This window comes from Natronomonas salina (genome assembly GCF_013391105.1).
Classification (GTDB): Archaea; Halobacteriota; Halobacteria; order Halobacteriales; family Haloarculaceae; genus Natronomonas; species Natronomonas salina.
Genome location: NZ_CP058335.1, coordinates 296,205 through 317,039, shown reverse-complemented (window position 1 = coordinate 317,039; position 20,835 = coordinate 296,205). Strand labels below are relative to the sequence as shown.

Sequence of the window (20,835 nt, the reverse complement as noted above, 5' to 3'; positions counted from 1 at the left end):
CGACCGAGCGGTAAAAAGTCTGAGTTTCCCTCACGCGAGGGTTTCGACGTACAATGGAAAAGGCTTATGCGCGTTTTGACAGTTGGTGAGGTCAATGAGTCAGCGGTGGGACCAAGTCGAAGAGCGACTCGACGAGTACGAGTCGCAACTCGACACCGTGTACCGACTGTACCACATCCCCGTCCTCGCAGTTCTGATGGCGTTCATGCTGTGGATCCGGGTGCGAAACTACGAGCGGTACCTGACCGACGACGGCATCCTCCTCGGCGGCAACGACGCCTGGTACCACTACCGGACCACGAACTACGCGATCCGGAACTTCCCGTTCAACCTCCCGTTCGACCCCTGGACGGGCTTCGACGTGGGACAACGGACGGGGCAGTTCGGGACGCTGTTCGACCAGCTCATCGCCTTCGCTGCACTCGTCGTCGGCCTCGGCAGCCCCTCGCAGTCGACCATCGACATGACGTTCCTCGTCGCGCCGGCCGTCTTCGGCGCCCTCTGTGCGATCCCCGTCTTCTACGTCGGCAAACGCCTCGGCGGCCGGTTCGGCGGTATCGTCGCCGTCCTCGTCCTCGCGATGACACCCGGGGCGTTCCTCTCGCGGAGCGTCGTCGGCTTCACCGACCACCACGTCGCGGAGACGCTGTTCCAGGCGTTCTCGCTGGCTGCGGTGATGGTGATGGCGACGGTCGGACAGCGCGAGAAACCGATCTACGAACTCGTCGAAGCCCGTGACTTCGACGCGCTACGACGGCCAGCGATCTGGGGCGCCCTCGCCGGCGTCGCCATCTCGCTTCACATCTGGGTGTGGCCCCCGGCGGTGTTCTTCCTCGGCCTGTTCGCCCTCTTCCTCTTTGCGGTCCTCTCCCTCGACTACCTCCGCGGCCACAGCCCGGACCACGTGGCGATCCCGTCGATCGTCGCGATGCTCGTCGTCACCCTGCTCACCGGCGTGAAGGTGGTCACCTTCGAACTGACCGCGACCGACTTCTCGATCCTCCAGCCACTGCTCGCGCTGCTGGTCGCCGGCGGCGCACTGTTCATGGCCGCCGTGGCGCGCCTGTGGGACGACACCGACTTCCCGCGGTTCGGATACCCCCTCGCCGTCCTCGCAGTCGGCGCCGTCGCCGCCGGCCTCGTCGCGGTGATCAGCCCCGAAACGTTCGACTTCTTCGTCACTCAGCTCACCCGCGTCGCCGGCCTGACCGCGACGGACTCGGCCCGGACGGTCGGCGAGATCTCCTCGCCGTGGGCGGTCGCCGACGGTCCGATCGACTTCTTCGCCAACTCCTACATGCTGGCGTTCTACACGGCGATCGTCGGGTTCGGCCTGATGCTCTTCCGCGTGCTGACGGACGAGCGACCCCGGGCCGAGCAGGTGCTCGTCCTGATCTTCGCGGGCTTCACCCTCCTGATGACGTTGACGCAGGTCCGGTTCGACTACTACTTCGTCATCGCCGTCGCGGCGGCCAACGCCTTCCTCGTCCGCGAGGTCTACCGGTTCGTCGACCTGGACGACGTCAGGCGCGACGTGACGAACATCAAGCCGTACCAGGTGCTCATCGTCGTCGCCATCCTCTTCGTGGTCGCCGGACCGCTCGTGGTGACCGGATCGACGATGCAGGCCGCCGACCAGAGCGCCAACCCCGGCGAGAGCCAGCTCTGGGACGGCAGCCTCGAGTGGATGGAAGAGAACACGCCGGCGCCCGGAACGTACGGGTCCGGCGGCGACTCCGACCTCGACTACTACGGGACGTACGAGATCACGGAGGACTTCGATTACAGCGACGGGGCGTACGGCGTCATGTCGTGGTGGGACTACGGCCACTTCATAACGACGGGCGCCGAGCGTATCCCGGTCGCGAACCCCTTCCAGCAGAACGCCGACGAGGCGGCCGACTTCCTGCTCGCCGACGAGGAACAGGAGGCACTCGAGATCCTCGAAGAGGACAGCGGCGAGGCGTCGGGCACCCGGTACGTCATGGTCGACTACCAGCTCGGGTACGCCGCGACGCGGAAGTACAACGCCCCGTCCGCCTTCGAGACGAGACACGGCGTCTCGGGCGGCGACCTCGGCGTGACGGTGTTCAACCAGGGCGGCCAGAACATCGGCGTCCACACCCAGCGCGGCTTCGAGAGCATGCGCGTCCGCCTCTACCAGCACCACGGGTCCGCCCAGGAGCCGGCGGAGTTCGTCACGCGGTTCGGCGGCTACAACCAGACGCGGGGCGTCGCCGTCCCGCCGGAGGAGGGGATGGGCGCCCTCATCGAGCGGTACAACTCGAGCGAGGAGGCCCGTCAGGCCGCCGAGCAGGACCCCAACGCGATCCACGGCGGCATCCTCGGCCAGCCGGGCGAGCGCATCGAGGCCCTCCAGCACTTCCGGCTGGTCCACGCCAGCGCCGCAACCACGTCGCACGCGAGGATCAGCCTCCCGGGCAACCAGCGGGAATCGTGGGTCAAGACCTTCGAGCGCGTCGACGGCGCGACCGTCCAGGGGACCGGGCCCGCGAACTCCGAGGTGGAGGCCAGCGTCGTGATGGAGGTGAACTCGACGGGCGAGACGTTCGTCTACCGACAGTTCGCACAGACCGACGAGAACGGGAACTTCGAGATGACCGTTCCGTACTCGACGACCGGCTACGACGAGTACGGCACCGAGGCGGGCTACACGAACGTCGACGTTCGCGCCAACGGCAGCTACCAGTTCACCGCCATCGACCAGGCCGAAGCCACGGCCTGGGGCGGGACCGCGGACGTGACCGAGGGACAGGTCCTCGGCGAGGAGGAGGGCCCCGTACAGGTCGAACTCGAGGAAGGTGAGGCCCCCGAAGGCAGCCAGAACCCCGGAGCGGGTAACGAGACCGAGGGGTCGACCGACGGCGGCTCCGCCGACGGCGGGAACGCCACGCAGAACTCGACGAACGAGACCGGCGGAGCGAACGGGTCGGACGACCAGCAGCGACAGGCCGCCCGCAGACCCTGATGAGCGGCCCGACCGGCCTGCGCGCGTGGTTCGCGGTGTACCTCAAGGGACTCTGTATGGGCGCCGCCGACACGGTCCCGGGCGTCTCCGGTGGCACCATCGCCGTCATCGTGGGGGTGTACGAGCGGCTCATCACCGCGCTGACGTCGCTGGACCCGAGAGCGGTCCGGCACCTGGGTGCGATCCACACCCGCCAGGGGCGCACCGAACTCTCGCGGGACCTGGTCCGGATGGACGTACCCTTCCTGTTCGTGCTCGGCGCCGGCGTGATCACCGCGGCCGCGTCGATGGCCACGGTGATGCACTACGCGATCGACCAGTACAGGGTGCCGACCTACGCCTTCTTCTTCGGCCTCATCGCGGCGTCGGCGGTGGTCCTGTACGGACACGTCGACGCCGGGACGCCGCGTCGCGTCCTGGTCGGTATCGCCGGCTTCCTGCTCGCGTTCGTTGTCACGGACCCCTCGACGACGGGGTCGCTGGAGGCGACGCTCCCGGTGCTCTTCGTCTCGGGCGCGATCGCCATCTCGGCGATGGTCCTGCCGGGGGTCTCGGGGTCGTTCCTCCTGTTGGTGCTCGGCCAGTACGAGTTCATGAGCGACCTGCCGAGCGACGTCGTCGAGTACGCCCTCGCCGGGAACACCACGGCGCTCGCCGACACGTTGTCGTTCTTCGCGTCGTTCATGGTCGGCGCCGTCGTCGGCGTCTTCACGGTCGCCTACGCGGTCCGGGCCGCGCTGGACCGGTACCGGGAGGCGACGCTCACCTTCCTGGTCAGTCTGATGGTCGGCGCGCTGCGGCTCCCCGCGACCGAGGTGGCGACCAACGTCGAGGCCCTCTCACCATTTGTGGCCGGCCTCGTCGTCGTCCCGGCGGTAGTCGGCGCGTTCGCGGTGTTCGGTCTCGACTACTACACGGACGATCTCGAATACTGATAGGGGCCCGTGTCGTACCGCGGCGTATGGGCAGGCCGACACTGACGACGCTCGCGCTGTTCGCCGTCGTCTTCGCGGCCCAGGTGACGGGCTTCTCCTACGGGTTCGAGGCGACCGCCTTCGCGCTCGCGCTGCCGCTGGACCACCGGCCGTGGACGGTAGTCCTCAGCGTCTACGCCCACGCGAGCCCGGCGCACCTGGTGGCGAACGCCGTCGCGCTGCTCGTCGTCGGCCCGCTGGTCGCCTACCAGTCGACGTCGATCCGGTTCCACCTCTTCTTCGTCGTCTCGGGTGCGCTCGCGGGCGTCGCGCAGGTGCTGGCGACTGTCCCCTACGGGAGCCGCCCGGTCCTCGGCGCTAGCGGCGCGATCTTCGCGTTATTCGGCTACCTGCTCGTCGGGAACCGGGCCTCCGAGTGGGCGCTGTCGTGGATCCCCCTTGGCCCGCTGGGTCGACTGATCCTGTTCGCCGTCCTCGCGGCCGCTGTCACGCTGGCCACCGCCGCGCCGGGGGTCGCCCTGGTCGCGCACTTCACCGGGTTCCTGGTGGGCGTCGTCGCCGGTCGGTTCCGACTCCTACATAAGAGCCGGAGCACGCCGGCACCGGAGTCAAGGGTGGAACGACCCAATCGGTAATCATGTGGTTAGGACGGATCGAACACGAGATGGACGCCGGACGGCGGTTCGAAGCGCTCTACGAGTCGATGGAGGCGGGGGCGTTCTGGGCTGCCGTCGTCTTCCCGGTCGGCTACGTCCCCTTCCTGACCGCCGGCATCGGCGGCACCGAACGGGCGCTGGCGTTCGCCGGGCTCGTCACGGCGCACCTCCTCCTGCTGACCGTTGGACACGCCTACGAGCGCTGACGGACGCGCCGGGTTCGTCGGTCGTCGTCCGGTGAGCGCTCGCGAGGCGGAACACAGAAGGGTGCGCCGGGCGGACGGTGCGCCATGTACGAGGGCGTCCACGCGCACCCCGACGGCGAGGCCACGGCCGCCCGGCTGGCGAGGACGGCCGCCGACTACGGCTTCGACGGCGTGGTCGTTCGCAACCACGGCGACGCCCGGACCGACTACGACGCCGACCGGATCGTCGACGCCTACGACGTCGACGTCGTCTCGGGCATCGAGATCCGCACCGACGACACCAGCCAGGCCAGCGGACTCGTCGGGAACTACCGGTCGAAGGTCGACGTCGTCTGCGTCCACGGCGGGCCGCTGAACCGCTTCGCCGTCGAGCAGCCGAAGGTGGACGTCCTCGCCCACCCGATGCGCGACGGCGACGTCAACCACGTGCTGGCGAGAGCCGCCGCCGAGAACCGGGTCCACCTGGAGTTCAACTTCGGGCGCGTGCTTCGGGACGACGGCGGCCCCCGCGTCCAGGCCATCCAGGGACTCCGGAAGCTCCGCGAGCTGGTCGAGCAGTACGACGTGCCCTACGTCGTGTCGGCCGACGCGCGCTCGCACCTCCAGTTGCGGGCGCCGAGAGAGCTCTTCGCGCTCGCGGAGACGATCGGCTTCGAGCGCGGCGCCGTCGAGGCGGGGCTCCGGGCCTGGGGGGAAATCGCATCGCGGAACCGGGACCGCCGGTCCGAGGGGTTCATTGAGCCTGGCGTGCGTATCGACGACCATGAAGAAGACGCATGAGGAGCACGCGGCACGGTTCGACGAGAAGGCCTCGGAGTACGACGACTCCAAGAGCGAGGAGTACCGCGCCTGCGTCTCGCTGGTCGTCGACTACGCCGACCCCGGCCCCGAGGACGTCGTCCTCGACCTGGGCTGTGGGACCGGCGCCATCGGACTGCGCCTGGCCGAGCGGGCCGCCGAGGTGATCGGCCGCGACATCAGCGAGGGGATGATGGAGGAGGCCAGACGGAAGGCCGAGGGGGCGGGCTACGACAACGTCACGTTCGGCCGGGGCTCCTTCCTGGAGCCGAACTACGACGGCGAGGTGGACATCGTGGTCTCGAACTTCGCGATGCACCACCTCTCGGACGAGGAGAAGCGCGAGGCTATCCAGGTTATCGCCGACCTCGGGCCGCGGCGGTTCGTGCTCGGTGACGTGATGTTCTTCGACGAACCCGACCCCGAGGAGCCCTTCTACAGCCCCGAAGTCGACGACCCTTCGACCGTCGGCATGCTGGCGGACGCCCTCACCGACGCCGGGTTCTCGCTGACGGCCGTCGAGATGGTCCACGACCAGGTCGGCGTCCTCGTCGCCGAGCGGTCGGCGTAACGACGGCGTCGCTCGGTAGTACGACCGTTCTGCGTGACGTCGCGAAGAAAAACCCCGACCGGTCCGGTCCAGACTGATTCGGCCCAGTCCGGTCCGGTCCGAATCTCCACCCCGGCCTGCATGCCGCACGGCCCGTTCGTCGTCTCGTCCGCTACCTGTCGTTCGGTCAGCAGAACTCGGCCATGTCCTCGATGAACCGGTCCGCCCGGGCGATCTTGGCCTCGACGTCGAGGTCGAGGGGCTCCTGTTCGAAGTCGCCCCGTTTCCGGTAGGCGCGCATCTGGTTGAGGAACTGCGCGTCCTCCATCGACGTCTCCTCGGCGATGACGACGTCCTCGGCGAACTGCGCGGGGACGTGGTCCTCGTCCTCTGGGAGCGACCCGCGGACCGACAGGACGGCGCGGGCGGCGTGGAACGCCGCGTAGTAGATGCGGTCGACGGTCCCGGCCGTGGACCCGCCGCCCTCCTGGAGGATCCGTGCGTCGGCCAGCGCCTCCCGGGCCTTCTGTAGCTCTGCGTCCGCAAATTCGGTGGATCGGGTCTCATGCGACATGCGTGTTGGCAATGCTCACGGAATCGTATCAATCCCGGGGTCGGACGCGTTCCCCGGAAGCTATGACCCGGGCGGTCGAACCGGGGGCCGTGAAGCACCTCCCGAAGCACCTCCGGCCGCGGTGGCGCTACCTGGCGGTCGGCCTGGCGTCGTGGCCCGACGCCGCCCTCGACCGCCGGACCTTCCAGCGCGAGCTGTGGTTCGCCGCCCAGAACCTCCTGGGCGACGCCGGCAGCGCCGACCTGGACGGGAGCGTCCTCCACTTCCGGTTCGAGGACGGCGACGGCGAGGCGGTCGTCCGCGCCCGGCGCGGGGAGGTCGAGCGGCTCCGGGCCGTCCTGGCGACGATGGACGCCGTCGACGGCCAGCCGCTCGGGGTCTCCGTGCGGGGCGTCAGCGGCACGGTGCGGGCCTGTGAGGAAAAGTATATACGGCGCCCGGGGGAAGATTCGCAGGAGAGAACCGTCGCGTTCGCCGACGCCGACCGGCCCGCCCTCGTCCGGGACGACCGGGTCGACGTGCGTCTCTCCGGCGGCTACGTGGGCGCGACAGCACTCGAGTTTCCCGATACCTGACAATGCAAGGACAATCGCAGCAGCAGGCGTACGACCGGGGGATCACCATCTTCTCCCCGGACGGACGGCTGTACCAGGTCGAGTACGCGCGCGAAGCGGTCAAACGAGGGACGGCGTCGATCGGCATCCGGACGGCCGACGGCGTCGTGCTGGCGGTCGACAAGCGCATCCGTAGTCCGCTGATGGAGCGGACCAGCGTCGAGAAGATCCACAAGGCCGACGACCACATCGGCATCGCCAGCGCCGGCCACGTGGCCGACGCCCGCCAGCTCATCGACTTCGCCCGCCGGCAGGCGCAGGTCAACCAGCTCCGCTACGGCGAACCGATCGGCGTCGAGACGCTGACGAAGGCCGTCACCGACCACATTCAGCAGTACACCCAGGTCGGCGGCGCCCGCCCGTTCGGCGTCGCGCTCATCATCGGCGGCATCGAGGACGGCGAACCGCGCCTCTACGAGACGGACCCCTCCGGGACGCCCTACGAGTGGCAGGCGCTGGCCGTCGGCGCCGATCGCGGCGAGATCGAGGACTACCTCGAGGAGAACTACGACGACGACCTCGAACTCGACGCCGGCGTCGGCCTCGCCCTGGAGGCGCTCGCCTCCGTCAACGACAACTCGCTGACACCGCAGGGTATCGGCCTCGCGACCATCTCGGTCGGCGACGACGGCTTCCAGGAGCTGTCCGACGACGAGATCGAGACCCACCTGGCGGACCACGACCTGCTGGCCGACGAGGACGAGGACGAGGGCAACGAGGCCGACGAGGAGTAACGCCGACAGCTGTTTTTCCGGGGGTCGAGATGGAGGTACTCGGTTTAGAGACGAACGCACGTAGCCCTGGGCGCGACCGACCCCTGTCGCGTCGCCGGCCCCGACCTTTGGACGGGTCTGTCAGAAACCCCTTTTAGAGGAGGTCCGTCCGCTCGAGCGTCACAGATGAGCAACGACAACTACGACGTCTCGCGGCGGACCTTCATGAAGGCCGCCGGCCTGACGGCCGCCGCGGGCGCGGTGGGTGCGAGCGCGAACGGCGTCGCAGCGCACGGTGGGTTCCACTCCGAGTTCGCCAACTGGCGGGTTCGCGAAGCGGAGAAGGTCTGGGAGCGCGGCTACCGCGGTCGCGCCGACCGGACGCTCGGGCTAACGGACTCCGGGATCGACGCCCGACACCCCGACCTCGGCCCCTGGAACGGCGTCCGGGTCGTCAGCGAGGCCGACGGCAGCCTCCGGCTGATCGACGGCGAGGACGTCCCCGAGGAGACCGAGACCGGCGAGACCGAGAACGCCTCCGGGACCGCCACCGGCGGGACGTTCGCGACGGGCAGCGAGGAGGTCGCCGCGGAGTTCACCGCGCCGGCCGCCGACCGTCTCCACGCCGATCTGTACTGGTCGCCCGACGCCGCCGAGGTCGAGGCGGTCGCCGAGGAGGACCTCTCGGGGCCGAACGACTACGAGTTCCGCATCGACCGGCGGGTCGACGACGGCTGGGAGGCCGTCGGCAGCGCGGCGACCGCGACGATGCCCGAGTCGGTCACCGTCGACGTCTCCGAGGGCGAGACCTACCGGTACGTCATCGAGCACTACGCCGCCGTCGCCGCACAGTACGAGATCGAGGGGCGGTACACGGTCCTGGAGGGCGAGTTCGTGGACCTCGACGCCCAGGCAGTCTTCGAGGACGTCGACACAATCTCTGCCGGGACGCCGAAGACCCTCGGCTGGTACAACGAGACGGACCAGTACGGCACGTTCGGCGAACCGAGAGACGAGAACGGCCACGGGACGCACTGCGCGTCCATCATGGCCGGCAGCGGCCGGGCGAGCCACCCCGACCCCGGGACGGTCCAGGAGGCGGAGCCGAACGCGGTGTTGACGGCCGGCGACGTGCTCTCCTACGAGGTCGAGGTCACCGAACCGCGCAGCGGCGTGTTCGCCTCCGCATACGGCGACGCCATCGAGCTCGTCGTCGAGGGGCCGGACGGGCGGCAGGTGGCCGCGGCCGAACTCGCCTCCGACACCGGCGAGTGGGACAACGTCCTCGCCGTCGGACCCGCGGAGACGGCGGGTACCCACACCGTCTACGTCCGGCCGACCGGCGGCGAACTCGTCTCGACAGGTCGCGTCGAGTCGGTCAGCGTGGGCGCACTGAGGGACGCCGAATCGACGGCCGGTGACAGGACGGCCGACGGGGACGCCACCGTCCACGCGGGCGTCGCGCCGAACGCCGGAATCGTCGGCCTGCAGGGACTCAGCGGCCCGACGGCGGACCTCGGCGAGGACGCGGCGTTCTTCGCCGAGACGTTCAACATGCGGGCGGTGAACATGTCGTGGGGGTACGCCGGCGGCCTGCCGCTCGGCGCCTTCGGCGGGCAACTCGACGACACGATCGGCAGTATCGCGAGCATCGCCGAGGCCGGGATCCTGCCGGTGGCCGCGGCTGGCAACGCCGCGACGCCCGCCAACGGCAACGGCGCGCCAGGAGTCGCCGAGGAGGCCGTCTCCGTGGTCGCAACTGGCGCCCTCGACGGCATCGCCGCGTACTCCTCCGGCGGCATCGGCGGCTTCGACGCCGACGGCGAGTTCCACGGCAAGCCCGACGTGACCGCACCCGGCGGCACGCTGACCACGCAGGCCTTCGCGGCCGACATCGGCGAGGACCCCGAGGACGACGAGGCGGTCCGCGGTTACACCGGGAAGTCCGGGACGTCGATGGCCTCGCCGTACGCCTGCGGCGTCGTCGGGCTCCTGGCGGAGGCGATGGAGAGCGACGACGCGCCGGATAGCATCTGCCTCCCAGAACCGGCGGACGCCGACCGCGCCGACGCGATGCGGCTGAAGGCCGCACTCCTGTCGACCGCGTCGACGACGGCGTTCACCGCGGCGCCGTACCACCGCGCGAAGGCGCCGACGTACACCCACGCCGAGCGCGACCCCTTCGAGGGGTACGGCCGGGTCAACCCCGACGCGGCCGTCGACGCCGTCACCCGTGAATTGCTCGACACCGACGGCCTGGCGCCGAACGAGACCGTCTCGGCGTCCAGCTCGGAGACCGTCGGGCTCGACCGGCCGACGGACGCCCGCGCGGTCGCCGGCTACGTCGACGCCGACGGCACCCTGGAGGCCTCGGTGTCGTTCAGTCACTACGGGGGCGGGAACGCCGCCATGGCGAAGGGCGACCCGCACGTCGACCTCTTCGTCTACGACGCGGCGACGCCGGCGGGCAGCGGCGAGCCGAACGTCCTGGCGAGCGACCAGGGCGTCCAGGGTTCGGCGTCGGTCTCGGTCGACGTCGAGGACGCGGTCGTCTACGTCGTCGCGAAGCTCGTCAACGTGCCCGGCGCCGTCAACGGCTTCGACGTCCAGGCGCACTTCGACCTCGACGTCTCGCTCACGGCGCCGGACCTGCCCGCCTTCTTGGCAGCCGGAACCCGTGAGGGCGACGGGTCGGTCTTCACCGGCGGGCAGACGAACAGCGTCACGGTCTCCCTGGAGGACGTCACCGAGGTGGACCGCGTTCGCGTCACCGACCGCATCCCGGACGGGTGGCGATTCGCCGAGGAGTACAGCGACGGCACCGAGTCCGACGGCCTCGTCAACTTCGGCGAGGTCGACGTCTCGTCGCTGAGCGACGGCGACGTCGCGTTCACCTACTTCGTGGAGGCGCCGAGCGGTCTCGAGAACACCGCCACCTACGACTTCGGTCCGGCCCGGGTCGAGGTCGTCGAGGGCGGTGAGGGCGTCCGCAACGACGAGGCCGGGTTCACCGGGACCCAGACGGTCGCGGTGGTCGGCCAGGATACCAGCCTCTAGAGAACCGCTCGTCGTCCGACCCGCGGACCGCGGCGGGACGAGGCCAGCCCCACTGCGGTTCCGAACACCTTTTAGCGTCGCCCGCACGTACCGGGACGCATGATATCCCTTGACGAGGCCGTGACCGCCCGTCTGGAGTCCCACGGCGAACGGTTCGAGGTGCTCGTCGACCCCGACGCGGCGCTGGCCATCAAACGCGGCGAGTTCGACGGCGAACTCGAGGAGGTCATCGCCGCGGAGGACGTCTTCGAGGACGCCTCCTCCGGCGATCGACCGCCCGAGGAGGCCCTCGAGGAGGTCTTCGGGACGACGGACCCCCTCGAGATCATCCCCCAGGTCATCGAGCGCGGGGAGATACAGATCACCGCCGACCAGCGCCGGGAGATGCAGGAGCAGAAGCACCGGAAGCTCGTCAACCAGATCGCGCGGAACGCGGTGAACCCGCAGATGGACGACGCGCCGCACCCCCCGGAGCGCATCGAGCGCGCCCTGGAGGAGGCGGGCTTCCAGGTGGACCCGATGGAGCCCGTCGAGAACCAGGTCGACGAGGCCCTCGACGACCTCAGGCCGGTCATCCCCATCCGCTTCGACGAGGTCGTGATGGCGGTGCAGGTGCCCGCGGAGTACGCCGGCAGCGCGCAGTCCCAGATCCGCCAGTTCGGCGACCTCCAGCGGGAGGAGTGGCAGGCCGACGGCTCCTGGGTCGGCGTCATCGAGTTCCCCGCCGGCCTCCAGAACGAGTTCTACGACCTCGTCAACGAGCACACCAGCGGCGAGGCCGAGACCCGCGTCGTGAAGGACGAGGACGAGATCGGGACGCGGTAGCCGCCGGGCGCCGCCGTCGGATCGACCGTTGCCCGTCGGTCGGTGTCAGAAACTAGCACAGTTGCCGGACGCTTAAATACGGCGACCACCTATCACGAGGCGAGTGACAGGGACCAACGGCAAAGCCGTCGTCGCCAAGCGGGTCGACGACGGTCACCCGGACACGGAGGAGATACGCGACCTCGCGCACGCGGCCGGCTACGCGGTCGCCGGCGAGGTGACCCAGACCCGGACCGAGGACCCCGCCTTCTGCCTCGGCGAGGGGAAGGTCGACGAGCTCGCGACCACCGTCGCCGCGACGGACGCGACGACGGTGATCTTCGACAACCAGCTCGGGCCCTACCAGACGTACAACCTAGGGACGAAGCTCCCGGAGGGCGTCGAGGTCGTCGACCGCTTCAAGCTCATCCTCGACATCTTCGGCCAGCGCGCCCAGACGAAGAAGGCCCAGCTCCAGGTGGAGCTCGCGGAGCTGCGCTACGAGCTCCCGCGCGCGGAGGCAAAGACCTCGCTGGCCAAGCGCGACGAGCGCCCCGGCTTCATGGGGCTCGGCGAGTACGACGAGTCCCGCGAGCAGGACATCAAGGCCCAGATCAGCCGCATCAGCGACGAACTCGAGCGCATCGAGCGGACGGAGGCCCACCGCCGCGAGCAGCGCCGGGAGTCCGGCTTCGACCTCGTCGCGCTGGCGGGTTACACGAACGCCGGCAAGTCGACGCTGCTGCGCCGCCTCGCCGCGGACGTCGACATCGACGAGAACGAGGGGCTCCACCCGGACCTCGACGCCACCGCCGAGTCGGAGAACCGGCTGTTCACGACGCTCGGGACGACCACGCGACGCGCGGAGTTCGACCGCCGGAACGTGCTCGTCACCGACACCGTCGGCTTCATCTCGGATCTGCCCCACTGGCTGGTCGAGTCGTTCAAGTCGACGCTCTCGGAGGTGTACCGCGCCGACCTCGTGCTGCTGGTCGTGGACGTCTCCGACCCCATCGAGGAGATCCGGGAGAAGCTGGTGACGTGTCACGACACCCTCTACGAGCGCAACGAGGCGCCGATCGTCACCGTCCTCAACAAGATCGACCAGGTCGACGACGAGGAGCTCCGCGAGAAGCGGGAGGCCCTGGAGGCGCTGGCGCCGAACCCCGTCGCCATCAGCGCGAAGGACGGCGAGAACGTCGCCGAGCTGCGCGAGCGCATCGACGCCGAGCTCCCGGAGTGGCGCCGCGAGCGGCTGGTCGTCCCGATGACCGACGAGACGATGAGCCTCGTCTCCTGGGTCCACGACCACGGCGACGTCGAGTCGGTCGACTACGGCGACCAGGTCACCATCGACTTCGAGGCCCGCCCCGCCATCGTCGAGCAGGCGCGGGCGAAGGCCGGCGAACTCACGGCCGCGCCGGCCGAGTGACCGGCGTCGCCGCCGTCGCGGCCGCTCGGCGTGTTCGACGCACCTGGTAACTACAGATATACGCGCACTGCTGTAACTCCCGGGGTGACACATGGGTGAACAAGAGGAGCGGCGACGGGAGGCACGGGTGGAGTGTCAGGACTGCAACTTCACGGCGGTGGTGACGCCGAACGACGACCGGCTCCCCGCCGACGTCGTGGTCGAGCACGGACGTGAGTCGGGGCACAAGCTCTCGGTCCGACGCGTCGAGGACTGACGCAGCCGAACACGTCTTCGGCACCGACCGGGTCTCGACGGACGGCCGGCAGCGGTTCGCCTACAGTTCCCGCTTTTCCTTGGAGACGACCTCGACGTCGGAGATGCGCGTCCCGGGGTACTGGCCGTCGTCGTCCTTCTCGGCGGCCTTGACCATGTCCCAGACGACGTTGAGACCGGTCGTGACGCCCTCGAGGGCCTCCATCTCGCAGCCCGTCTTCCCGGTCGTCTCGACGGCCACCTCCAGGGTCACGCGTTCGTCCGCGACGTCGAAGGCGACGTCGACGTTCGTGACGGGGATCTGGTGACACATCGGGATGGTCTCCCAGGTGTGCTTGACAGCCTGGATGGCGCCGATCCGGGCCGTCGCGAGGACGTCGCCCTTCTCGACGGCGTCGTCCTCGATGGCCTCGACGGTGGACGCCGAGAGGTGGATCTCCCCCCGGGCGACCGCCCGGCGGGCCGTGTCGGGCTTGTCGCCGACGTCGACCATCTGGGCGTCGCCCTCGTCGGTGACGTGCGTGAGGTCCGACTCGTCGCTCATGTGCGGCTACTCGCGTGGGCAGGGCGAAGAAACCTCCGACCGTCGCCGGAGCCGCGGCCTAGGTCTCGTCGAAGGACGAGTCCTCCAGCAGCGCGCCGAAGATCTTCTTCTCGGCGGCCCGGACGTGCTGGTGGAACGTCGGCGAGGAGACGCCGAGGGACTCCGCGACCTCCTCGCCGGAGCTGTGCCGGGGCCACTCGAAGATGCCCGAGAAGTAGGCGGCCTCGAGGGCCGTCCGCTGTCGGTCCGTGAGGTCGTCCATCCACGCGCGGGTCAGCCGACGGGCGGGGTCGTCCGAGCGGGTCACCTGCCGCCGGGCGAGGGCGTTGGCCTGCGGGTACGTCTCCTGGATGCGGTTGAGCACCCCCTGGACGTCGGTCCCCTGCGGGAGGTGGATGGTCAGCCGGTAGTCGCCGCCCTCGATGACCGCCTCCTCGACGGAGCCGCCGACAGACGCGACGACCGAGAGGACCGGCGGCTCCGAGAGTCGGAGCTCGAACCGGACGCCGTCCGGCGTCTCGCTGACCGTGGTCACCTCCTCCCACCCGGGCTCCTGCTCGGCGTACGCCACCATCTTCTCGACGGCGGCCTCCGAGGTCGTCCCGTAGAGGAGGAACTCGTCGTCGGTGACCGGCACCGCGCGCTCGATGCGGATGGGGTCCTCCGCGAGGCCGCCCTCGCCCGCCCGGAAGACGTCCGGGATGCCGATCTCGAGCTCGACGACGGCGTCGCTCATCAGGGCCTGCTTGCGCTCGGCGGCCACGATGGCGTGGCCGACGATCTCGCCGAGGTGGTCGATGACCGTCCGCTCCTCGCCTCGGAAGGCGTCGGGCCGGTCCGCGTAGATGTTCAGGACGCCGTAGATGGTGTCCTCGTGGCGGATCGGGACGGCGGCCGACGACTGGAAGCCGTACTCGTCGGCCGTCTCTCGCCAGGGTTCGTACGACGGGTCCGACCGGATGTCGAGGGTCGTCTGTATCTCGCCCGTCTGCAGGGCCTTCCCCGTCGGTCCCTTGCTCGTCTCGTCCTCGGGGTTCGTCGAGATGTCGACCTCGTCGAGGTAGCCGTCGACGCCAGCGGAGGCGCGCACGGTCACATCGGAGCCCGAGCGCTCGCCGATCCAGGCGAACTCGTAGGAGTCGGAGGCGGCGAGGCGCTCGCAGGCGACCTGCTCGATCTCCTCGCGAGTCGACTGTTCGATGACCGCCTCCGTGATTCCCTGGACGACGCCGTTGAGCTGGTTGAGCGCCTCCAGTCGCTCGCGCTGCTGTTCGAGCTGGCGCTCGTACTCCTTCAGGTCGGTGATGTCGTGGGTGTAGACGACGACGCCCTCGATGGAGGGGTCCGACATCAGGTTCCGGCCGCGGGCGTGGAGGACGACCCAGTCGTCGTCGGCGTCCCGGAACCGGAACTCCGCGCTCGCCCGGTACCCGGGGTCGGTCACCGTCTTCTCGAACTCGGACTTCGCCTCCTCGGCGTCCTCGGGGTGGATGTACTCGAAGGCGTCCTCGTCGACCATCTCGTCCTGGTCGTAGCCGAGGACGTACTCGACGGACGGCGTGACGTAGCTGATCGATCCGTCGGTGTCGAGGATGGCGTTGACGTCGGTGGACTCCTCGATGAGCGTCTCGTAGCGCTTCTGCTCGCGCTCGTGGGCCTTCCGCTCGATGGCGTGGTAGATGGAGCGGACCAGCAGCCCGGGGTTGATCTCGTCCTTCACGAGGTACTCGTCGGCCCCCTGCCGGAGCGCCTCCAGGCCCATCTCGCGGTCGCGGAGGCCGGTCAGGACGACGATCGGGATCGTCTCCACCTGGTCGCGGGCCGCCGTGAGGGTGTCGAGCCCGGCGCTGTCCGGGAGGTTCAGGTCGAGCAGGACGACGTCGAACGGTTCGGACTCGAGGCGCTCGAGCCCGGCGCCGAGTTCCGTCTCGTGGACGAGCGTCTCGTCGCCGTGGTCGGCGTCGACCGGCCGCTCGGCGAGCATCCCGCCGCCGTCGAACCGCCGCTCGGAGACGTCCTGGGCCTCCTGGAGCAGCTCTCTGATGTAGCGGGCGTCGCCTGGGTTGTCCTCGATGAGCAGCGTGTGCGGGGAAGTTTCCTGTGTCATTGGTTACTCGGTGGAAGTTCGACGAGCGATAGCCAGAAGTCCTCGAAGGAGCCGACGAGGTCGACGAACTCCTCCGGATCGATGGGTTTGGTCAGGTAGGCGTTCGAGTGGCGGTCGTAGCTCTCGACGATGTCCTCCTGGGCGCCCGAACCGGTCAGGACGACCACGGGGATGCGCCGGAGCTCCGGGTCGGTCTTGATCTCGTCGAGGACCGTCATCCCGTCGATCTTCGGGAGGTTCAGGTCCAGCAGGACGAGATCGGGCCGCGGCGCGTCCTCGTGGGCCCCCCGCTGGTTGACGAAGTCGAGGGCCGTCTCCCCGTCGTTCACCACGTAGAGTGCGTCCTCGAGGTCGAGTTCGGCGAACGCCTCCTGCGTCAACCGGACGTCGCCCGGGTTGTCTTCGACGAGGAGGATGTCGACCGACTCCCCCGTACGGCGGCTAGCCATCACGTTCCACCCCTACGGGGAGCGTAAAGTAAAACGTTGAACCTTCGCCCGGAGCGGATTCGACCCAGACGTCGCCGCCGTGTCGCTCGACGATCCGACGGGTCAGCGCCAGGCCGATGCCCGTCCCCTCGTGTTCGTCGCGGGAGTGGAGCCGCTGGAACACCTCGAAGACGCGCTCGTGTTGGTCCGGCTCGATGCCGATGCCCTCGTCGGCGACGGAGAGCACCCACTCGTCGCCCGACCGCTCGGCGTCGACGTGGATCCGCGGCGGCTCCTCGCCGCTGTACTCGAGGGCGTTGCTCAGCAGGTTCTGGAACACCTGCCGGAGCTGGCTGGGGTCGCCCCGGACCGTCGGGAGGTCCTCGGCGGTGATCTCGGCGTCGGTCTCCTCGACCCGAACCTGGACGTCGCGGGTCACGTCCTCGAGGGCCTCGTCGAGGTCGACGGGTTCGAACGGGTCGCCGCGGGTCTCGACGCGGGAGTACTCCAGGAGCGCGTCGATCATCTCGCGCATCCGCTCGGCGCCGTCGACCGCGAAGTCGACGAACTCCTGGCCGTCCTCGCCCAGTTCGTCGCCGTACCGTCGTTCGAGCAACTGCAGGTAGCTCGTGACCATCCGGAGGGGCTCCTGGAGGTCGTGGGAGGCCGCGTAGGCGAACTGCTCGAGGCGCTCGTTGGACTCCTCGAGTCGCTGCTGGTACTCCCGGCGCTCGGTGATTTCGGTCAGCGTGACGACGCCGCGGGTCACCCGCCCGGCGTCGTCGCGGATGGGCCGTCCCTCCAGGCGGACGACCCGCCGCTCCCCGTCGAAGGCGTCGATCTCGTAGACGTCCGGTTCGGTCACCTCCTCGCCGTCGATGACCCGGGCCAGGGTCATCTCCTCGGGCGGGACCGTCTCGCCGGAGTCGGCCTCCCGGACCGGGTACCGCTCGTACTCGGCGACGGAGTCGACGTCGAAGACGTCGCCGCCCCAGATCTCCTCGGCGGTGTCGTTCGCCTGGAGGATCCGGCCGTCGGCGTCCGCCACCACGACCCCGACCGGCAGGACGTCGAACAGCGTCTCCAGTTGGGCCTTGGCGGCGCGGAGCCGCCGTTCCTGGCCCTTCTGTTCGGTCACGTCCTGGGAGATCCCCATCGCGGCGAAGACGTCGCCGTCGTCGTCGCGGACCGGCACCGTGTGGAACCGGTAGACGAAGTCGCCGGACTCGTACTCGAAGGAGCTCGACTCCCCGTCGAAGGCGGCCTCGTAGGAGGCGGACAGCTTCTCGGCGAGCGCCGGCGGCAGCGCGTCCTGGACTCGTTCGCCGACCAACTGGTCGGTCGTGAGTTCGATCCCCTCCGGCGGCGTGCCGCCGACCGTCTGGTAGCGGAACTCGTCGTCGACGAGTGCGACCGCGCCGTTCGGGAAGTTCTCGACGAGCGTCCGGTAGCGCTGCTCGCTCAACTCGAGTTCACGCTCGCGCTCCTTGCGGTCCGTGACGTCCTGGACGATGATGACGCCGCCGCTGACCTCGCCGTCGTCCTCGATGGGGTGGGTGTGGGCCATCCAGACGCGGTCGTGGAACTCCAGTTCGAAGTCGCTGGCCTCCCCCCTGAGCGCGGCCTCGAACCGGGGTTCCAGCTTCTCGGCCAGTTCCTCCGGGTAGCGCTCCCAGATGGTCTCGCCGACCACCTCCGCCTCCGAGTCGTCCAGGTCCGAGAACGCCCGACCGCCGGCCGCCGTGTACCGAAGGTCCTCGTCGAACAGGCCGACGGCGCCGTTCGGGAAGTTCTCGACGAGCGTCCGGTACCGGCGTTCGGCCACCTGGGAATCGTCAGATCCCGCAGTGGAGCCGGGACCCGTCTCGGGCGCTACAGACCCGAGGATCCCGACGCCCCCACGACCGCCGCCGTCCAGGGCGACCGGCGAGGCCCGGAGTGTCGCGGCAAGCCGTTCGCCGTCGGCGGTCTCGACCGTCACGTCGAGTCGTACCGGGTCGGTCCCCGCATCGAGTTCACGAACCAGCGCCGCGGCCGAGTCCTCGTCGAAGACGTCCGACGCGCGGGCCCCCACGAGCGCCGACCGCTCGTACCCGGTCCGCGCCGAGAACTCGTCGTCGACGTCGGTGAATCTCGCGTCGCCGGCGACCTCGACCTCGAAGACCGCCCCGTCGATCACGGAGAGAAGCGACCTGCAGCGTCGCGCCGCCACCTCGTCGTCGCGCCAGATGGCGCCGGCGTCTCCCCCCGCCTCGTTGTCCATGTACCGTTACAGAAGGCTGGCACTGTTAAATCCATCACCTCGCTGCAACGTTCTGGCGGCCCGGACGACGGGTGGAGGAGGCCGGGACCGTCAGTCGTCGTCGGGCCACAACGCGTCTGGGACCGCCTCGAGCAGGTCCGTCGCGACGAGGCCGTACCCGTGGTCGTCGACGACGATGTCGCCGGAGCGGCCGTTGACGTAGGCGCCGAGGGCGGCGGCCTCCGTCGGGTCGAGTGCGCAGGCCAGGGCCGCCGTGACGCCGGCGAGGACGTCTCCGGTGCCGCCGACCGTCATCCCTGGGTTGCCGGTCCGGTTGGCGCGGGTCGTCTCCCCGTCGGAGATCACGTCGTAGGCGCCCTTGACGAGCACCGTCTGGCCCAGGTCGGCGGCGAAGGACTCGACGAGGTCGGCCCGCTCCGCCCAGTCGTCGGCCGTCTCCCCGCCCATGCCGACGAGTTCGCCCTGGTGGGGGGTGCAGAGCAGCGTCGCGTCGGTGTCGACCTCGGGGACGACCTGCAGCGCGTCGGCGTCGACGACAGCCAGCCCGTCGAACGAGCCGAGGAACTCCCGGACCGCCTCCAGACTGCCCTCTCGGCCGCCGAGGCCCGGACCCAGGACGACGCAGTCCATCTCCGCGGCCTGCTCGAGCAGGTCGTCGACGTGCTCCGGCGCCAGGTGGTCGCCGGAGAGCGACCTAGTGATGAGGTTCTCGCTGTACCCCTGGATCTCCCGCGTGACGTTCTCGGGGGCGGCGACGAAGGCGAGGTCGGCGCCCGCCCGCAGCGCCGCCTGTGCGGACAGCGCCGGCGCCCCGGTGTAGGGGCCGCCCCCGACGACGAGCACCCGGCCGAAGTCGCCCTTGTGGGAGTGGGGGTCACGGGAGAGCCGCAGGAGGTCGCCGCGCTCGACGAACCGCTCGGCCGCCTCGGGGATGCCGATGTCGGCGACCGTCACCTCGGCGTCGAGGGATGCGAGCCCGGGTTTGGCGTCGTGGAACGTGACGACGCGGTCGGCGTCGACCGCCACCCCTTCGGCCTCGCCGGTGTCGGCGTCGACCCCCGAAGGGACGTCCACGGCGACGACGGTCGCCCCGGAGTCGTTGATGGCCTCGGCGGCCGAGGCAGCGGGCTCGCGGAGGGCGCCGGCCACCCCGGTCCCGAGCATCGCGTCGACGACGACGTCGGGGTCGCCCAGATCGAGGTCCGCGGAGTCGCGGACCTCCTCGGCGTCGATCTCGGCCGACTGCAGGGCCTCCCAGTTCTCGCTGGCGATGTCGGTCGTGATGGTCTCCTCGCGACCCAGCAGGTGGACGGCGACCTCGTACTCCGAGAGGAAGCGAGCCGTCACGAACGCGTCCCCGCCGTTGTTCCCGCGGCCGCAGACGAGCGAGACCTCGGCGCCGGGATCGACGACCTCGCGGACGGCGTCGGCGACGGCGCTGCCGGAGGACTCCATCAGCTGCTTGCGCGGGACCCCCAGGGCCTCGGCGTTGGCGTCGACGACGGCCATCTCGTCGCTGGTGATCATGGCCGTGGCTTCGCGCGGCCGGTCGGTAATAGTTCCGCCGACGGCCGGCCACCCTCACCGACGGATCTCGAACCCGTCGACTCCCTCCGGGCCCTCGTACTCGGCCTCGACGTCGTCGACGGACGCCCGCGGGCTGCCGGTGTGGCACCACTCGACCATCGCCTCGACGTCGGTCTCGTCGCCCTCGAAGACCGCCTCGACGCGGCCGTCCTCGAGGTTGCGGACCCAGCCGTCGACGCCGCGCTCGCGTGCGGTCTCGCGGGTGTTCGCCCGGTAGTAGACGCCCTGGACCTTGCCGGTGACGAACACGTGCGCGCGTGTGCGGTCGCTCATGGGCGTCCGTACTCGCGTTCGGACAATAAAATCCGGTCCGCTTGCCGGTG

19 protein-coding genes and 1 pseudogene are annotated in these 20,835 nt (G+C 69.8%); 12 read left to right on the top strand and 8 right to left on the bottom strand.

The window, feature by feature from the left end; genetic code table 11:
* The first annotated feature begins 94 nt into the window (after positions 1 to 94).
* The 6 genes from HWV07_RS01780 (at position 95) to HWV07_RS01755 (ending at position 6,155) form a co-directional block, all read left to right on the top strand.
* A complete protein-coding gene (locus tag HWV07_RS01780; protein WP_178332652.1) occupies positions 95 to 2,989 on the top strand; it encodes an oligosaccharyl transferase, archaeosortase A system-associated in 2,895 nt (964 codons plus the stop codon).
* Positions 2,989 to 3,924, top strand: a complete 936-nt coding sequence (locus HWV07_RS01775) for a DUF368 domain-containing protein (RefSeq protein WP_178332651.1) — start codon at positions 2,989 to 2,991, stop codon at positions 3,922 to 3,924. The genes HWV07_RS01780 and HWV07_RS01775 overlap by 1 nt, the downstream gene beginning before the upstream one ends.
* A 26-nt stretch (positions 3,925 to 3,950) precedes the next feature.
* Complete coding sequence (locus HWV07_RS01770) at positions 3,951 to 4,559, top strand: rhomboid family intramembrane serine protease (RefSeq protein ID WP_178332650.1); 609 nt, start codon at positions 3,951 to 3,953, stop codon at positions 4,557 to 4,559.
* Between the two features lie 2 nt (positions 4,560 to 4,561).
* On the top strand, positions 4,562 to 4,786 hold the full coding sequence (locus tag HWV07_RS01765; protein ID WP_178332649.1) for a DUF8028 family protein: 225 nt from the start codon (positions 4,562 to 4,564) through the stop codon (positions 4,784 to 4,786).
* Positions 4,787 to 4,870: 84 nt separating this feature from the next.
* A complete protein-coding gene (locus HWV07_RS01760; RefSeq protein ID WP_178332648.1) occupies positions 4,871 to 5,566 on the top strand; it encodes an RNase P subunit p30 family protein in 696 nt (231 codons plus the stop codon).
* Positions 5,550 to 6,155, top strand: coding sequence for a class I SAM-dependent methyltransferase (locus HWV07_RS01755; protein WP_178332647.1), 606 nt, complete (start codon positions 5,550 to 5,552; stop codon positions 6,153 to 6,155). Before HWV07_RS01760 ends, HWV07_RS01755 begins: the two co-directional genes overlap by 17 nt.
* 166 nt (positions 6,156 to 6,321) lie before the next feature.
* Here HWV07_RS01755 and HWV07_RS01750 read toward each other — a convergent pair whose 3' ends face one another.
* Complete coding sequence (locus HWV07_RS01750; protein WP_178332646.1) at positions 6,322 to 6,708, bottom strand: HEPN domain-containing protein; 387 nt, start codon at positions 6,706 to 6,708, stop codon at positions 6,322 to 6,324.
* Between the two features lie 89 nt (positions 6,709 to 6,797).
* Here HWV07_RS01750 and HWV07_RS01745 point away from each other — a divergent pair, with 89 nt between their 5' ends.
* From HWV07_RS01745 to HWV07_RS01720, 6 genes are all read left to right on the top strand, one after another.
* The gene (locus tag HWV07_RS01745) at positions 6,798 to 7,283 is read left to right on the top strand and encodes an Rpp14/Pop5 family protein (protein WP_178335960.1); all 486 of its coding nucleotides are present in this window, start codon (positions 6,798 to 6,800) and stop codon (positions 7,281 to 7,283) included.
* A gap of 2 nt (positions 7,284 to 7,285) precedes the next feature.
* Positions 7,286 to 8,056 carry an archaeal proteasome endopeptidase complex subunit alpha gene (gene psmA, locus HWV07_RS01740; RefSeq protein ID WP_178332645.1) on the top strand — a complete coding sequence of 257 codons (771 nt, stop codon included), beginning with the start codon at positions 7,286 to 7,288 and terminating at the stop codon, positions 8,054 to 8,056.
* Between the two features lie 165 nt (positions 8,057 to 8,221).
* Positions 8,222 to 11,092 carry a S8 family serine peptidase gene (locus tag HWV07_RS01735; protein WP_178332644.1) on the top strand — a complete coding sequence of 957 codons (2,871 nt, stop codon included), beginning with the start codon at positions 8,222 to 8,224 and terminating at the stop codon, positions 11,090 to 11,092.
* Positions 11,093 to 11,191: 99 nt separating this feature from the next.
* Positions 11,192 to 11,917 (top strand): ribosome assembly factor SBDS, encoded by a 726-nt coding sequence (locus HWV07_RS01730; protein ID WP_178332643.1) that lies wholly within the window; start codon positions 11,192 to 11,194, stop codon positions 11,915 to 11,917.
* Positions 11,918 to 12,020: 103 nt separating this feature from the next.
* On the top strand, positions 12,021 to 13,328 hold the full coding sequence (hflX, locus tag HWV07_RS01725) for a GTPase HflX (protein ID WP_178332642.1): 1,308 nt from the start codon (positions 12,021 to 12,023) through the stop codon (positions 13,326 to 13,328).
* A 91-nt stretch (positions 13,329 to 13,419) separates the two neighbouring features.
* The gene (locus HWV07_RS01720) at positions 13,420 to 13,584 is read left to right on the top strand and encodes a hypothetical protein (RefSeq protein ID WP_178332641.1); all 165 of its coding nucleotides are present in this window, start codon (positions 13,420 to 13,422) and stop codon (positions 13,582 to 13,584) included.
* Between the two features lie 60 nt (positions 13,585 to 13,644).
* On the opposite strand, the gene moaC is transcribed toward HWV07_RS01720, so the two are convergent.
* The 7 genes and pseudogenes from moaC to HWV07_RS01690 all read right to left on the bottom strand — a co-directional run bounded on the left by moaC (position 13,645) and on the right by HWV07_RS01690 (position 20,785).
* On the bottom strand, positions 13,645 to 14,127 hold the full coding sequence (gene moaC, locus HWV07_RS01715) for a cyclic pyranopterin monophosphate synthase MoaC (RefSeq protein ID WP_178332640.1): 483 nt from the start codon (positions 14,125 to 14,127) through the stop codon (positions 13,645 to 13,647).
* A gap of 58 nt (positions 14,128 to 14,185) precedes the next feature.
* The gene (locus HWV07_RS01710) at positions 14,186 to 16,234 is read right to left on the bottom strand and encodes a bacterio-opsin activator domain-containing protein (protein WP_178332639.1); all 2,049 of its coding nucleotides are present in this window, start codon (positions 16,232 to 16,234) and stop codon (positions 14,186 to 14,188) included.
* Positions 16,231 to 16,683, bottom strand: coding sequence for a response regulator (locus HWV07_RS01705; protein ID WP_178332638.1), 453 nt, complete (start codon positions 16,681 to 16,683; stop codon positions 16,231 to 16,233). The genes HWV07_RS01710 and HWV07_RS01705 overlap by 4 nt, the downstream gene beginning before the upstream one ends.
* Positions 16,676 to 18,487: a PAS domain-containing protein gene (locus HWV07_RS01700; RefSeq protein WP_425487812.1), complete on the bottom strand. Its 1,812-nt coding sequence runs from the start codon at positions 18,485 to 18,487 to the stop codon at positions 16,676 to 16,678. Before HWV07_RS01700 ends, HWV07_RS01705 begins: the two co-directional genes overlap by 8 nt.
* Before the next feature lie 129 nt (positions 18,488 to 18,616).
* Positions 18,617 to 18,925: pseudogene (locus HWV07_RS20055) on the bottom strand (hypothetical protein); the annotation flags it as partial.
* Positions 18,926 to 19,015: 90 nt separating this feature from the next.
* Complete coding sequence (locus HWV07_RS01695) at positions 19,016 to 20,452, bottom strand: NAD(P)H-hydrate dehydratase (RefSeq protein ID WP_178332636.1); 1,437 nt, start codon at positions 20,450 to 20,452, stop codon at positions 19,016 to 19,018.
* Positions 20,453 to 20,506: 54 nt separating this feature from the next.
* On the bottom strand, positions 20,507 to 20,785 hold the full coding sequence (locus tag HWV07_RS01690) for an acylphosphatase (RefSeq protein ID WP_178332635.1): 279 nt from the start codon (positions 20,783 to 20,785) through the stop codon (positions 20,507 to 20,509).
* Positions 20,786 to 20,835: the final 50 nt, after the last annotated feature.